This window comes from Thioclava sp. IC9, assembly GCF_002213225.1.
Lineage (GTDB): Bacteria > Pseudomonadota > Alphaproteobacteria > Rhodobacterales > Rhodobacteraceae > Thioclava > Thioclava nitratireducens.
In genome coordinates, this window is sequence record NZ_NBNX01000001.1 from 721,793 (window position 1) to 735,482 (window position 13,690).

Here is a 13,690-nt window from a genome sequence, read left to right on the forward strand (position 1 = left end):
GCGTCGATGGCAAATTCCGAAGAGTGCAGGCCCGACCCGAGACCGGGCCACAGCGCTGCGGCGCTCGCCGAGGATCTGGAGGGTGTGATCGATCTGATACCTGTTCCGGTCGCGGTGTTCGACACCGAGTTGCGGTTCGTCGCGGCTTCGGCGGCGTTTCTGGCGGCCTACGGGGGCGATATCGCACATGCCGTCGGGTCGGACCATGACGCGTTGCTGCCTTGGCTGCCCGCCGCCTGCCGCGACGCGCGCGGCAAAGCGCTGGCGGGCGAAACCGTGCAGTGCGACGAGAGCCGCACGATGCGTCCCGATGGCCGCGAGGCGTGGACCCGCTGGACCGTCGCACCGCTGCGCCGCGCAGGACAAGTCGCGGGGATCATCCTGATCATCGAGGACATCAGCGCCGAAAAGGAATTTCAACAGCTGACGGACCTGCGCGCGGAAGAGATCATCGAGGCGATGAAAGCCGCGGGAATTGCGTTCTTCGAGATGGATTTCGACCGCGACACGCTCGTCGCGACGGAGCCCGCCCGGCAACTCCTCGAGACGCAGGAGGTGCCCGACAGCTTCGACACGTGGATCGCCCTCGCCGCGCCTGAGGATCGTGTGCGCCTGAAAGAGGCGCATCGCGCGGCGATCGACCCCACGGGCAGCCGGAAATTCTCCATCGAGTTCAAGCTCGCCCGCAGCGCCGAGCCCAAGGTGATCGAATTGCGCGGGAACATCCGCTTCGACGAGAGCGCCGACCCGCCCCGCCCGGTCGGCGCTATCGGCGCAATCCTCGACCGGACCGAGCGCGCACGGATTGCGGCGGCGATGGTGCGCGGGCAGCGGATGGAAACCGTAGGCCGGATGGCGGGGCTGATCGCGCATGATTTCAACAATCTTCTGACCGTCATCCTGTCCAATCTGGAGCTGGCGGCGCGCACCGAGATGGCCGATCTCGCGCGCGGGCATCTCGAACGCGCCATCGACGCGACGCGGATCGGCGCGGGGTTCAACCAGCGGCTGCTGGCGCTCGCGGGGGCGCGGACGCCCAAACCGGTGCGCTTCGGCCTCGATGCGCAGCTCGCAGAGACGTGGACGCTTCTCGAGCGGGTGCTCGGAGAACAGTTGCATCTGCGTCTCTTGCCGGGCGCGGATCGAGGCCAGATCTACATGGATCGCGGGGAACTGGACGGGGCACTGCTCAATCTCGTCATCAATGCCCGCGATGCGATTTCGGCGGCTGGCACCATCACGATCCGGACCGGCAGCGCGCAGCTCGACGTGCAGCAGGCAGGCGAAATCGAAGGCGCGCGCCCGGGCAGGTTCCTGACGGTTAGCGTGAGCGATACCGGCCACGGCATGACGCCGGATGTGCGGCGGCAGGCGCTCGATCCGTTCTTCACCACCAAGGATGCGCGGGTCGGGAACGGGCTCGGGCTGACGAGCGTCGCGAGTTCGGTGGCGCGGGCGGGCGGTTTTCTCGACATCGACAGCGCCCCCGGTGAGGGCACGACGATCACGCTCTATCTTCCCGAGGTCGACGGGGATCCCATGCTCGCCGCAGCCGAAGATCGCGACGCGCTGCGGATGGGTGACGGTCAGCTCGTGCTCGTGGTCGAGGACGATCCGCTGGTGCGCGAGACGGTTCTCGACCGGCTGGAAGCCTTGGGATACGCGGTGATCGAAGCCGGGAATGCGCATCAGGCGCTGGAGCAGATCGACGCGGGCGAGCCGGTGGAGCTGCTGTTTTCCGACATCGTCCTGCCCGGCAGTTGCTCGGGCTTCGACCTGGTCGATCGGGTGCGCGCCCGAGACCCCCGATTGCCGGTGCTTCTGACTTCGGGGCATGCATCGGAGAAATTCGCCGGGCGTCCGAAGGTCGAGCAAGAGATCGAATTGCTCACGAAACCCTATTCGCTCTCGACGTTGAGCGCAGCCGTCGCGCGCGCGCTCAACCCCGACGCGCCTCCTGGTTGATCTGCCCGGTGAAGACATAGCCCACGCCGCGCACCGAGCGGATCATCCGGGGCGACGCGTCTCCCGGTTCGATCTTGCGCCGCAGCCGGGCGATATGGGTGTCGATGGTGCGGTCGTAGGGCGACCAGTCGCGCCCGTGCAGAGCCCGGTTGATATCGTCGCGCGAGAGCACCTGCGCCGGACGGCTGAGGAACAGCTCGAGCAGTTTCGTCTCGGTTCCGGTCAGGTCCTCGCGGCGCCCGTCGCGATGCTCGATCACACCCCGACGCAGGTCGATGCTGCTGTGATCGATATGGAGCCGGTCGACCGGCACGGCCCGCGTCCGGTATCCCTCGAGCACGCGGCGGATGCGGATCACCACTTCGCGCGCGGCAAAGGGTTTGACGATATAGTCGTCCGCCCCCGCCTCCAGCCCGCGTACCCGGTCTAGTGGCTGACCATATCCCGTGATGAAGACGACCGGAATGTTTCTGCGCCCGCGCAGCACCCGGGCCAAGGCAAACCCGTCATCGGCGCCGAGCCCCAGATCGAGCGTCACGAGGTCGATGCCGCCCGTTTCGATCTCGCGCAACATGCCGGCCGCGTCTTGCGCCTCGCGCACCGCCCAGCCTTCCGCCTCGAGACACTCCCGCAGCGCCGCACGCACGGCGGCATCATCTTCGACGATAAGAATTGTCTGCCGTTCCACAGGCGCCTCCTCCGAAGGTACGCCATGATCCCTTCGCCCTGCCGGTTCTGTCTTTGACCGTGATCAAGCAACGAAACGGGGCGCGGGCAATTAACCTTGAGCGCCGCGTGATCATCGGCCCCTCGCCAAAGCCGTTGAGCCGGTCGGAGCCCTGGCGCGAGACATGTCGGAAAATCACCGGTTGGACGGGACGCGAGTATACGGACGTTGTGCGCGGTGGAACTCGACCCCAGAATGCGCAGCGCGCGCTTCCGATGTGGAAACGCGCGCTACTCCCCCCAACAGACCTGCAAGCAGTGTCGTTTTATCGACCCCAACCGCCCGCGCGGCCTGCACCCGTTCCCATGCCGCCAACTCTCAATTGCGTCGCTCCATCAGCAGGGCGACCAGCAGCCCGGTCCCCACCATCCCCAGCAGCACCCCGGCCCACGGCACGGGATGGCTGCGCACGCTGCGGCGCAGGTCGTGCTGCGCCTCGGTGAGCGCCTCGCGCATCTCGAAGACCGCGTCGCGGGCATCTTCCACGAACTCGTGGCCGCGCCGCGTCGCTTCGGCGCCAAGATCGCTGGCCCGCAACCGGCCATGACGACGCAGCGCCTGCGCCAGTTCCGTCACATCCTCGCGCAGATCTTCGAGATCGGAGCGGATCGCCTCGACTGCCAGACGCTCGTGTTCCTTGATATCGGCGCGGTCGGGCGTGTCTTCGCTGGAAGACTTGGCCATGACACTTCTCCTCTGATCGGGTTCGACTCCGTGCGGCAGGGTCAGGATGCGAAGCCGCGAGGCGGCGCGCATTGATCGCTGTCACTGCAAAATGCAAATGCGCGGGTCACGTCACCTTCAGCGCCTCCTGCAGTTTTTCGCGGAACTGGTTCGGCGAAAGGCTCGCAAGGTTAGAGCGGATTTCGCGGCTCACGCGCGCCGCGAGGGAATCGGGCATCGCCTCGCGCATCGCACCGAGCATGCGTGGCGGCGCGACGAGGACGAGCGTGTCGAACTCCCCCTCCCCAAGGCTGCGTTCGAGGCGGTCGCTCAGATCGCGGGCGAAGGCGAGTTCCTGAACATGGCTCGGATCACCATGCGGCGCCATCGCGGCCCGCCGCCCGGGCGATCCGATCGCGAAACTGCGCCCGGCCCGGTCGCGGTCTCGGTCGCGCGGGCGTGCATGTGGCGATTCAAGCTCGAAGACCAGCGCATGGCCCTCGGCATCGGCTAGCACATGCGCGCTGGCAGAGTTCATCACCACGATCCATTCGATTTTCTTCGGCTGGGGCATCGGCTCACCTATTTCGAAAACAGCACCGGCAGATGGGAAGTCTCCAACAGGCGCGTCGTCACCGCGCCGATCACGAAATCATAGAGGCGCGAATGACCGAACGCGCCGACGGCGATCAGCTCGGCGCCGCGTTCGCGCGCGGTATGCAGCAACTCGTCGCCCGCCTCCGACGTCGTTTTCATCCGGTCGAGAAGCGTCACGTCATATCCGCGCCGGTCGAGCGCCGTCGCCAGATCGTCGCGAAGATCGTCGACCGCCTGCCGCTCTCCCCCGGAGGGCGACACCGAGAGCAGATCGATCCGCGCACCGCTGGCCGCAAGATAGAGCATGTCATGCGCCGCACGCATCGCCTCGCGGCTGCAGGAAACACCGAGAAGAACGTGCCGCGCGGGCCGCTCCAGCTTTGCGGTCTCGCTCACCACCAGCACCGGACGTCCGGTCTGGCGGATCAGTTGCTCCTGCAGACGGATGTCGCTCGCGCGGCCGGCATGGGGCGGCACCCGCGCCGAGACGACCAGATCGGCGGCGCGGCAGCTATCTACGAGGAAGTCGACCAGCGCGTCGCGCGTGTCGACCGGGCTGCGGAACTCTCCCTGCACATCCTCCGCCGTCAGCGCGTGCTCGAAGGTCTCGCGGATCGCGGCGGCCTCCTTGCGCTGCCAGTCGAGGAATTCGGGGTAGATAATCGGATCGCTTGCCAGATCGCCCCCCAACAGCGGCAGCGGCTCGACGCCATGCACCCCGATCAGATGGGCGTTGAAACCGCGACACAACCCGGCCGTCATCGGGGCGAGCCATCGGGCGTCGTCGGTCTCGAGAAAGGCGGCGGCAACGGTGCGCGGAATCATCTTCGGGCTCCTGAGTGGCTGGCATCGCGCCGAGACTGCGCCGCTGCGGGCGATGCGGCATTGATCGCGCGCAACGTCGGAGCGGTTCGGAACCATCGGTCCGCCGCGCCCCCTATGCGCGCCGTCAATGCGCAAGCCGCACCGGTCGTGACAGCTTCGATGGCGTTCTACCAAGACACTTCGCATGGGAGATCCAGCATGACACCACAAGCCACCGAGATCGGCGTCAAGCACGAGAGCGCCCCGCCGACCAGCAAGCCCCCGAGCGCCGAAACACCGGCGAAACCTCCAGCCTCCAGCGCCGCCCCGCCCGCGCGGGGGCGCGATGTCTTCGCGATGCTGCGTTCCGAGATCGACCGCCTGTTCGACGACTTTGCGCGTCCCGGAGCCGGATGGCCGCGCGCCCTGACCCTGCCGTCGGGCTTCGGCGACCTTTCGCTCTCCGCGCCCGCGATGGATTTCGTCGCGAATGACGGGAGCTATGAGCTGCGCGTCGACATGCCCGGGCTCAAGCCCGAGGAGATTGAGCTCAAGCTCGACGACGGACGCCTGAAGATCCGCGGAGAAAGCTCCAGCAAGCGCGAGACGCATGAGGGCGATTACGTCGTGCAGGAGCGGAGCTCCGGCAGGCTCGAACGCACGATCACCTTGCCGCGCGGGGTCGATCCAGACCGCATCGACGCGGTTCTGAGCGACGGGGTTCTGACCGTGACCCTGCCGAAAACCACCGAAGCGCGCGAAAAAGACCGCCGCATCGCGGTCAAGGCGCAATAATTGCGCATGACCAGAGGCTTGCCCCGTGCGCCGCAACCGTTAGGCGCGCGGGGCCGCCCCAAATCTGGAAGGACAATCCTGCTGATCGCGGAATATCTCGCGAGTATCCAAAGCTGAGGCGGTGTCTTCAGTACTTCGACCGGGAGGTTCGACCGATGAAAGTGACCGGCCTGAGCGCCATCGACCACGCCCCGCAAATCGTGGCGGAATGGCTCAACGATCTGGAATATCGTCTGGACAACAAGGATCGCAGCCACGCCTATCTGCTGCTGCGTACCACCTTGCATGCGATCCGCGATTTCCTGACCACCGCGGAAGCGGCCGATCTCGGGGCGCAGCTTCCAGTGTTGCTGCGCGGCATCTACTATGACGGTTTCGTGCCCTCCCGCCAGCCCGCGCATCCGCGCATTCGCGATGCCTTCGTGGCGAGGGTCACGGAGGCGTTCGCAGACCGCCCGCTCGACGATCCCGAAGCGGAGGTGGCGGCGGTGTTCGATCTGTTGCACGAGCGGATTTCCGAGGGCGAATACCGGCAGGTGACGCAGGCGATGCGTCATTCGTTGCGCAGCCTCCTGGCCTGATCGCGCCGCTGGGCCGCTATGCCGGATCCTTGCCCAAGGGGCGCGCCCGCGCCTTCGCGAGAATTTGCGTGACCTCGGCGTCCGGCACCTGATCGAAATAGGTGTAATAGGCCCCGACCGCCCCGAAGAATTCCACCTCGAGCGGGCAGACCACGCGGTCGGCCTCGGTGCGGATCGCCTCCAACGCGTCGGTGGCGCCGACCGGGGTCGCACAGACCAGCTCGGCTGGACCGGCGGCGCGCACTGCCCGCAACGCCGCGCGCATCGTGGCCCCCGTGGCCACCCCATCATCCACAAGGATCGCGACCCGCCCGGCCAGCGGCAGCCCCGGGGCCCCGTAAAGCTTGATCCGGTCCGCGATCACCTCGCGTTCGCGGGCTGCGAGACGCTCCAGCGTCGCCGCGTCGCAGCCGGTGGCGCGGATCACGTCCGCGTTGCGCACGATCACCTCGCCGCGAAGACCCGCGATCGCTGCAAGCGCCACTTCGGGATTGCTGGGCGCGCCGAGCTTGCGCACGAAGACGAGGTCCAGCGGCAGATCGAGACGCTCCGCGATCTCCCACGCGATCGGCACCCCACCGCGCGGCAGGGCAAGCACCACCGCGTCGCGCCCGCGATAGGCGTCTAGCTTTCGGGCGAGGATGATCCCCGCCTCCCTCCGGTCGGTGTAACCTTCGAAATCGGACATCCGGATGAGCCTCTGCAGGGGCGTATTCGACCGTAAGCCTGCCGTGCCCTCCGGCCCGTGGCATTGATTTCGAACAACGAGGGCGGATTTGTTTTCGCTCTGCTGGGTCTTGCGCAGCCCGCGCCCGGCGCAAAGAATTTCGGGACGATCTCGCGCAGGGCCCTAAGTCGATTTGAAGCGCAGACCGCCCCGCCCTCACCGCGGGCCCGACAGGAGGAGACCATCGTCATGAGTTTGAAAGACAACCGCATTCTCGTCGTCGGCGGTTCGTCCGGCATCGGCTTCGGCGTGGCGCAGGCGGCGCTCGCGCGCGGCGCGCAGGTGACCATCGCCTCCCGCTCGGCTCAGAAGATCGAGGATGCCTGCAAACGGCTGGGCGGCAACGTCGCGGGCGTCACGCTCGATACCGGCGACGCCGCCGCGCTGGAGGCGTTTTTCGCGGAGCGCGAAGCGTGGGAACATGTCTACTGCTCGGCAGCCAGCACCAAGGTCGCGGCGGTGAAGGAGTTGCCGCTGGAGGACGCGCAGGCCTCGTTCGAGTCGAAGTTCTGGGGCGCTTATCGGCTCGCTCGTGCGGCGAAGATCGGCCACGGCGGCTCGCTCACCTTCACCTCGGGCTTTCTGTCGCAGCGGCCCAAGGCGGGCGCGGCGATCCAGGGCGCGATCAATGCCGGCCTCGAGGGGCTGACCCGTGGCCTCGCGCTGGAATTCGCGCCGGTGCGGGTTAACTGCATCTCTCCCGGGCTGGTGAAAACCGAGATGTACGAGACCCTTGAAGGCGACAGCCGCCGCGCGATGTTCGACAATGCCGCGGACCGCCTTCCTGCGGGTCGCGTGGGCCTGCCCGAGCATATCGCGATTCAGGCGCTCGCCCTGATGGACAACCCTTACATGACCGGCACCACCGTCTTCGTCGAAGGTGGTGGGCTGCTGGTCTGAGCAAGCGAAAGGACCTCCCATGAAACGCACAGCTCTCGGAACGACCGGCTTCGAGATCGCCCCCATCGTCTTCGGTGGCAATGTCTTCGGCTGGACGCTCGACGAGGTCGCAAGCTTCCGCATTCTCGACGCTTTCATCGACCACGGCTTCGACGCGATCGACACCGCCGATGTCTATTCGAAATGGGCCGAGGGCAATGCGGGCGGCGAGTCCGAGACGGTTCTTGGCCGCTGGTTCGACGCACGCCCCGGAATGCGCGACAAGGTGAAGCTGTTCACCAAGGTCGGCTCGGATATGGGCGGCCCGGACGAGAAAGGCCTCGGCGCGGAGTGGATTTCCAAAGCCATCGACCGGTCGCTGGCGCGGCTGCGCACCGATCACGTCGATCTCTATTTCTCGCATTGGCCCGATGACAGCGTGAGCCATGCCGAGACGCTGGGCGCCTATGACAAGCTTCTCAAAGCGGGCAAGATCGGCGCGATCGGAGCGTCGAATTACGATGCCGCCATGCTGAAAGCGGCGCTGGAGACTGCCGATAGCGAGGGGCTGCCGCGCTATCAGGTGATCCAGCCGGAATATAACCTTTATGACCGCGAGGCTTTCGACGGGCCGTTGCGCGATCTCTGTGTGAGCGAGACTATCGGGGTGGTCACCTATTTCTCGCTCGCCGCCGGGTTCCTGTCGGGCAAGTATCGCTCGAAAGCCGATCTGGAAGGCCGCAAGCGCGGCGGGATGGTCGAGAAATACCTCACCGATCGTGGCATGGCGCTTCTCGACGTGCTCGAAGACGTGGCGAGCCAGAAAGGCGCGAAACCCGCCGAGGTGGCCATCGCCTGGCTGATCAACCGGGAGGGCGTCAGCGCCCCGATCGCCAGCGCTACCAGCATCGAGCAGGTGGAAAGCTTCGCGAAGGCCGCGGAGATGACGCTCAGCGACGAAGAGATGCGCCGCCTCACAGACGCGGGCGCCTGATCGCCTTCTTTCGGGTGGCCCGCCGGGCCGCCCGCTTCTCCCCTCCTGCCCGGACGCCGTTCACATGTATGAAACCATTTTGCTGATCGTCGCGGCGCTGGTCGTCGGCATGTCGAAGGGAGGGCTGTCGTCCGCTGCGGCCATCGCGGTGCCAATGCTCGCGCTGTTCATGAACCCGGTGAAGGCGGCAGCCACGCTACTGCCGGTCTATATCGTGACCGACTGGGTGGGCGTCTGGCTCTACCGTCACCATTTTTCCAGGCGGAACCTGTTCATTCTCGTGCCCGCGATGCTTGCCGGCGTCGCCATCGCGACCGTGATCACGCCCTACACGCCGGAATGGGCGTTGCTCATCTTCACCGGGCTGATCGGGATATGGCATGTCGGGCGCGCCTGGCTGAAACGGCATGATGACAGCCAGGCCGAGGCCAAGGTGATCCCGGGGCTGTTCTGGGGCACGCTGACCGGGATCGCGAGCTTCATCACCCATTCCGGCTCGCCGCCTGCGCAGGCCTACCTGCTGCCGCAGAAGCTGCCCAAGCTGGAATTCGCGGGCACAATCGCCATCGCCTTCGCCATCGGAAATATCGTGAAACTGCCCGCCTATTGGGTGATCGGTCAGCTCGACGGGCTGAACTGGCCCCTTGTCGCGGGGCTGGCCGTGGCGGGGATCGCAGGAACCGTTGCGGGGCGTTGGCTGACCGCGCGGCTGTCGCAGCAACTCTACATGCGGGTTATCCAGATCATGCTGGCAGTGCTGTCGGTCCTGCTGCTGATCCGCGGCGCGACGCAGGTGATGTGATCAGCGCGGCGGGTAATGGCTGCGCAGCGCCATCGCGTCCTGCCCGATCAGCCGCGTGACCGAATTCCCGTCCTCAGAGAAAATCGAGCTTTGGGTGTAATACGGATCTTCCAGATCGGTCGAGAAACCGAGCGATTGCACGATCTCTTCCAGCACGACCGAGCGGATATCGCGCATCTGGATGTCCCGGCTGAAGGCGATATCGGCATCCATGATCCGGCCCGTGTTGGTCTGCCAGTAGAAGGTCACCTTCGCGACCGTGCCCGGTCCCAGTCGCCGACCATTGAGCCGCATCGATGGTGTACCGCGCACCGTGCCGCCCACGGGCGTGTCGGTCAGGTAGAGCTTGATATCGGCGGGACGCGCCCCGGCATAGCTAAGGTGCAACGCAGCGCCGGTCTTGTTGACCTGCGCGATCGCGGCACGGGCGGCCTGTTCGATGGCATGGGCGCGCTTGGCTGGAAAATGCTGTGAGCGGAAGGCGAGGCCAACCGTCAGATCGCGGCATTTGCTGGCCGACCAGCGGCGGTAGGGCAAGGTGCAGGCGCCCCCAGGCCGCGCGGCGCAGGCCATGGCGCGATAGAAGTCGCGGTCGCTCATCTTGCCGGAATTGGCGATGTTCCGGTCGCCGCCGGTGTCGGTCGCCCAGGCGGGGGCCGCAAGGTTGAGTGCAAGTGCGAGGCAGGTCGCGCCCGGGATCAGCGCGAACGCAATTCTAAGTCTTTTCTCAAACGCTTGCAGACCGATCTTAAAGTCCCCTCTTAACTCAGAACCGAACAGGCGCGGCGGGTTGCGAGCGCGTAACCCTCGATCCCGAAGCCTGCCAGAACCCCCTCCGCCCGTTGCGAGATGTAGGAATGATGGCGGAAGCTTTCCCGCTTGTGAACATTGGAAATATGCACTTCGAAGACCGGGCCTTCGAAAGTGTTGAGCGCGTCGAGGATCGCGACGGAAGTGTGGGTATAGGCCCCCGCATTGATCACGATGGCGCAGGCCTCGTCGCGCGCATGGTGGATCTGCTCGACGATTTCGCCCTCGAAATTCGACTGGAACAGCGCGACATCGAAGCCGCGGGGCTGCGCCTCCTCGCGGCAAATCCGCTCCACGTCCTCGAGCGTGTCCGAGCCGTAGATCTCGGGCTGGCGCTTGCCCAGAAGGTTCAGGTTCGGGCCGTTGAGGATATGGATTGTCTTCGACATTCTGCGCTCCGAGTGGCGCGTGAGGCAGGCGCGCCCTGCCCCTCGCGCGGATCAATTTCCCCAAGCTATAGTGCCTTGCGCGGCCCTCCGTCCAGCAAAAGGGCGTGATCGGTTGCGGCGGCGAGCGGTCGCTGACACCACGACATCCGCAAGCGCATCCTAGATCCCCGCCTCGGCCTTGCTGAACAGTTGCGGCGGCGGATGTCGCGCGACCAATGCGATGGCCACTCCGCCCCCGTCCAGCGTGCGAAAACAAATCGCACGTAGCGGCCGCCAAGGACTTGGCAGCGGGGCCGTTTTCGCCCACTCTGTCGGCGAGGGCTGAAGGCGATGGCGTCGCCAGCGCGTTGCGCGCCCGCCCGATCACCCGTCCTGTACGCCGGGATCTTGCTTTGTCGCAGCGCGCGACGGGGGAAGATCGTCCCTCGGCGCGTTGCGGCCTCTGATAAGGAAGAGTGCCGATGGACCGTCCTGCTTTTTACCGATTTCACCAAGGCGAGCGCATCCTGCCCTTCGCTGCCAGCGAATACGAGGCGCGGCTCGCGGGTCTCCGCGCGGCGATGAGCCAAGCGGGCATTGATGCCTGCCTGTTCACTTCGATGCATAACATCGCCTATTACTCGGGCTTTCTATACTGCGCCTTTGGGCGGCCCTACGCGCTGGTCGTGACGCCAAGCGACAGCGTGACGATCTCGGCGGGGATCGATGCCGCGCAACCGTGGCGGCGCGGCCATGGCGACAATATCACCTATACCGACTGGGCGCGGAACAATTACTGGCGCGCGATCGCCTCCGTCACCGGCAAACGCCGCGTGCTGGGCATCGAGTCCGATCACCTGACGCTTGCGCAGGCGGCGCTTCTGCAGGATTTCCTCGAGCCGACCGAGACCCGCGACATCGCCCCCGCCACGATGCGGCAACGGATGCACAAATCGCCCGCCGAGATCGCCCTGATCCGGCAAGGGGCCGCGGTCGCGGACGTGGGTGGCTATGCTATCCGCGAGACAGTCCGCGAAGGCGTGCGCGAGATCGACGTGGCGATGGCGGGCCGCGACGCGATGGAGTTGGAAATCGCCAGGCGATTTCCCGACGCCGAGTATCGCGATACCTGGGTATGGTTCCAGTCGGGCATCAATACCGACGGCGCGCATAACCCGGTGACGGGGCGCGTTTTGCAGCGCGGCGATATCCTGTCGCTCAACACCTTCCCCATGATTTCAGGCTATTACACGGCGCTAGAGCGCACGCTGTTCGTGGGCGAGGTTGACGACGCCTCGCGCGCGATCTGGGAGGCGAATGTCGCCGCCCATGAATACGGGATGAGCCTTCTGAAACCCGGGGCGAGTTGCGCCGAGGTGACCGAGACTATCAATGCCTTCTTCGCCGAGCGTGACTTGCTGCAATATCGCACCTTCGGCTATGGCCACAGCTTCGGCGTGCTGTCGCATTACTACGGGCGCGAAGCGGGGCTGGAGTTGCGCGAGGATATCGACACGGTGCTGGAGCCCGGAATGGTGATCTCGATGGAGCCGATGCTGACGATCCCCGAGGGCCAGCCGGGCGCGGGCGGCTATCGTGAGCACGACATCCTCGTGATCACCGAGAACGGCAACGAGGACATCACAGGCTACCCCTACGGGCCGGAGTTCAACGTGGTGGGATGATGTGACCGGCACGTGGGCGGCCCGGCTGCCCGCGCGCTACAAAAGCCCGAAGCGCAATGCGATCGCCACGGCTTCGGCGATCGTCCGGGCGCCGAGTTTGCGGCGCAGGTTGGCGCTGTGCATATCGATTGTCGGCATGGCCAGATCGAGGTCATGGGCCAGCTGATCGCGCCTGCGGCCGCGGATCATCCCGTGCAGGACATCGCGCTCGCGCGGGGTCAGGTGAATCCTGTCGCGCGGTGCATCCACCAGATCGCGAAGGGCTGTCTCTTCCTCGCTCGTGACGATGACGAGGACCCGGCGCCCGCCATCTGTGCGCGGCAGAAGGTTCAGTCGCAGCCTCGGAATGATCCGCCCGTCCGCCCCACGCATCTGCGGCAGATCGAGCGAGCCCGCCGCGCTTTTACCAGCATCGGTCGCCCGTCCGATCGCTCGGCGCAAGGCAGGTTGCGCCGCCCCGCGCGCCCGCAGCACACGCTGGAAATTCAGCACGAGAAGCGGGTGGATTTCTATCAGCGTCTCCGCCATCCCGTTCATCCGCACAAGGCGGCCCTCGTGGTCGAGCTCTAAAATCGGCGCGTCATCGAGCAGGCTGTTATCAGACGCGGTGACCTGCTGGATACTGGCGCGATGAAGCTCCCGACGGATCTTGTGCAGCCGCCCCAGATCCTGGACATGCGCGCCGAGAGTCTTCATCTCGGGGTCGGTGAAATCCCCACCGCGCTTGCCCTTGTGGAACGCCGTGGCGACCAAACCGTCGCGGGTGCTCTGCATCATCGCGAGACACCAGTAGCGATCGACACCGTTCTTCACGATGAAATCGTTATACATTTCGCTGCGTTCGAACTCCTGCGCGCTCACGTGGTCCGACAAACGAAACAGCCCTGTTCCACACTTCTCCGGCGTGCCATGGGCCAACCATGGGTCGTGCCCCTCGAAGGAATTGTAGTCGAGATTGGCCTCCGCCTGGGTTCCGGCGGTAATTTCGCGATAGTCGCCGGGATGGAGCCAGATGAAGACCGCGGAGGGAATGTCGATCTCCCGCGCCATCATGCTGGGCAGCAACGTGAACAACTCGTCGTCAAGCGCGGCGTCGTAGATCTCGTGATGCGATATGAGATGTGACATCGGATCAGGTCAGTCGTCGCGGGCGGACCATTGGTGACATGATGTGCGTTTCTTGAAAAACGACGCGCAGAAACGAACCCGGCATTGGCCCCCCAAACTTTTCAAACAACCGCCAATCGGACCGTCGAGCCTGCACCCGACTGCGACGAAGCTGAAATGCTCACC

At 65.6% G+C, this 13,690-nt stretch carries 15 protein-coding genes; 7 read left to right on the plus strand and 8 right to left on the minus strand.

Annotated elements, in window-relative coordinates; genetic code table 11:
• The first annotated feature begins 6 nt into the window (after positions 1-6).
• The gene (locus B6V76_RS03255) at positions 7-1,965 is read left to right on the plus strand and encodes a PAS domain-containing sensor histidine kinase (protein WP_166504530.1); all 1,959 of its coding nucleotides are present in this window, start codon (positions 7-9) and stop codon (positions 1,963-1,965) included.
• On the opposite strand, the gene B6V76_RS03260 is transcribed toward B6V76_RS03255, so the two are convergent.
• The 4 genes from B6V76_RS03260 to B6V76_RS19830 all read right to left on the minus strand — a co-directional run bounded on the left by B6V76_RS03260 (position 1,940) and on the right by B6V76_RS19830 (position 4,777).
• Positions 1,940-2,653, minus strand: a complete 714-nt coding sequence (locus B6V76_RS03260) for a response regulator transcription factor (RefSeq protein WP_088718716.1) — start codon at positions 2,651-2,653, stop codon at positions 1,940-1,942. The genes B6V76_RS03255 and B6V76_RS03260 overlap by 26 nt on opposite strands.
• A gap of 357 nt (positions 2,654-3,010) precedes the next feature.
• Positions 3,011-3,376 carry a hypothetical protein gene (locus B6V76_RS03265; protein ID WP_088726652.1) on the minus strand — a complete coding sequence of 122 codons (366 nt, stop codon included), beginning with the start codon at positions 3,374-3,376 and terminating at the stop codon, positions 3,011-3,013.
• Between the two features lie 106 nt (positions 3,377-3,482).
• A complete protein-coding gene (locus B6V76_RS03270; protein ID WP_075776583.1) occupies positions 3,483-3,929 on the minus strand; it encodes a host attachment protein in 447 nt (148 codons plus the stop codon).
• An 8-nt stretch (positions 3,930-3,937) separates the two neighbouring features.
• A complete protein-coding gene (locus tag B6V76_RS19830; RefSeq protein ID WP_075776584.1) occupies positions 3,938-4,777 on the minus strand; it encodes a universal stress protein in 840 nt (279 codons plus the stop codon).
• Between the two features lie 198 nt (positions 4,778-4,975).
• Here B6V76_RS19830 and B6V76_RS19835 point away from each other — a divergent pair, with 198 nt between their 5' ends.
• Positions 4,976-5,551, plus strand: a complete 576-nt coding sequence (locus B6V76_RS19835; RefSeq protein WP_166504531.1) for an Hsp20/alpha crystallin family protein — start codon at positions 4,976-4,978, stop codon at positions 5,549-5,551.
• A 155-nt stretch (positions 5,552-5,706) separates the two neighbouring features.
• On the plus strand, positions 5,707-6,132 hold the full coding sequence (locus tag B6V76_RS03280; RefSeq protein ID WP_088726654.1) for a DUF2267 domain-containing protein: 426 nt from the start codon (positions 5,707-5,709) through the stop codon (positions 6,130-6,132).
• 16 nt (positions 6,133-6,148) lie between these two features.
• Here B6V76_RS03280 and B6V76_RS03285 read toward each other — a convergent pair whose 3' ends face one another.
• On the minus strand, positions 6,149-6,820 hold the full coding sequence (locus tag B6V76_RS03285; protein ID WP_088718719.1) for a phosphoribosyltransferase family protein: 672 nt from the start codon (positions 6,818-6,820) through the stop codon (positions 6,149-6,151).
• 228 nt (positions 6,821-7,048) lie between these two features.
• Here B6V76_RS03285 and B6V76_RS03290 point away from each other — a divergent pair, with 228 nt between their 5' ends.
• The 3 genes from B6V76_RS03290 to B6V76_RS03300 all read left to right on the plus strand — a co-directional run bounded on the left by B6V76_RS03290 (position 7,049) and on the right by B6V76_RS03300 (position 9,534).
• Complete coding sequence (locus B6V76_RS03290; RefSeq protein ID WP_088718720.1) at positions 7,049-7,759, plus strand: SDR family oxidoreductase; 711 nt, start codon at positions 7,049-7,051, stop codon at positions 7,757-7,759.
• Between the two features lie 19 nt (positions 7,760-7,778).
• Positions 7,779-8,732 carry an aldo/keto reductase gene (locus B6V76_RS03295; RefSeq protein WP_088726655.1) on the plus strand — a complete coding sequence of 318 codons (954 nt, stop codon included), beginning with the start codon at positions 7,779-7,781 and terminating at the stop codon, positions 8,730-8,732.
• Positions 8,733-8,796: 64 nt separating this feature from the next.
• Entirely contained in the window at positions 8,797-9,534 is a 738-nt protein-coding gene (locus B6V76_RS03300) for a sulfite exporter TauE/SafE family protein (protein ID WP_088726656.1), read from the plus strand.
• Here B6V76_RS03300 and B6V76_RS03305 read toward each other — a convergent pair whose 3' ends face one another.
• Positions 9,535-10,134 (minus strand): DUF2927 domain-containing protein, encoded by a 600-nt coding sequence (locus tag B6V76_RS03305; protein WP_088726657.1) that lies wholly within the window; start codon positions 10,132-10,134, stop codon positions 9,535-9,537.
• 161 nt (positions 10,135-10,295) lie between these two features.
• On the minus strand, positions 10,296-10,733 hold the full coding sequence (gene aroQ, locus B6V76_RS03310) for a type II 3-dehydroquinate dehydratase (RefSeq protein ID WP_088718722.1): 438 nt from the start codon (positions 10,731-10,733) through the stop codon (positions 10,296-10,298).
• Between the two features lie 461 nt (positions 10,734-11,194).
• Between aroQ and B6V76_RS03315 the strand changes: the two genes are divergently transcribed.
• The gene (locus B6V76_RS03315) at positions 11,195-12,397 is read left to right on the plus strand and encodes an aminopeptidase P family protein (RefSeq protein ID WP_088726658.1); all 1,203 of its coding nucleotides are present in this window, start codon (positions 11,195-11,197) and stop codon (positions 12,395-12,397) included.
• 36 nt (positions 12,398-12,433) lie between these two features.
• On the opposite strand, the gene B6V76_RS03320 is transcribed toward B6V76_RS03315, so the two are convergent.
• A complete protein-coding gene (locus tag B6V76_RS03320) occupies positions 12,434-13,525 on the minus strand; it encodes a LuxR C-terminal-related transcriptional regulator (protein WP_088726659.1) in 1,092 nt (363 codons plus the stop codon).
• Positions 13,526-13,690 lie beyond the last annotated feature (165 nt).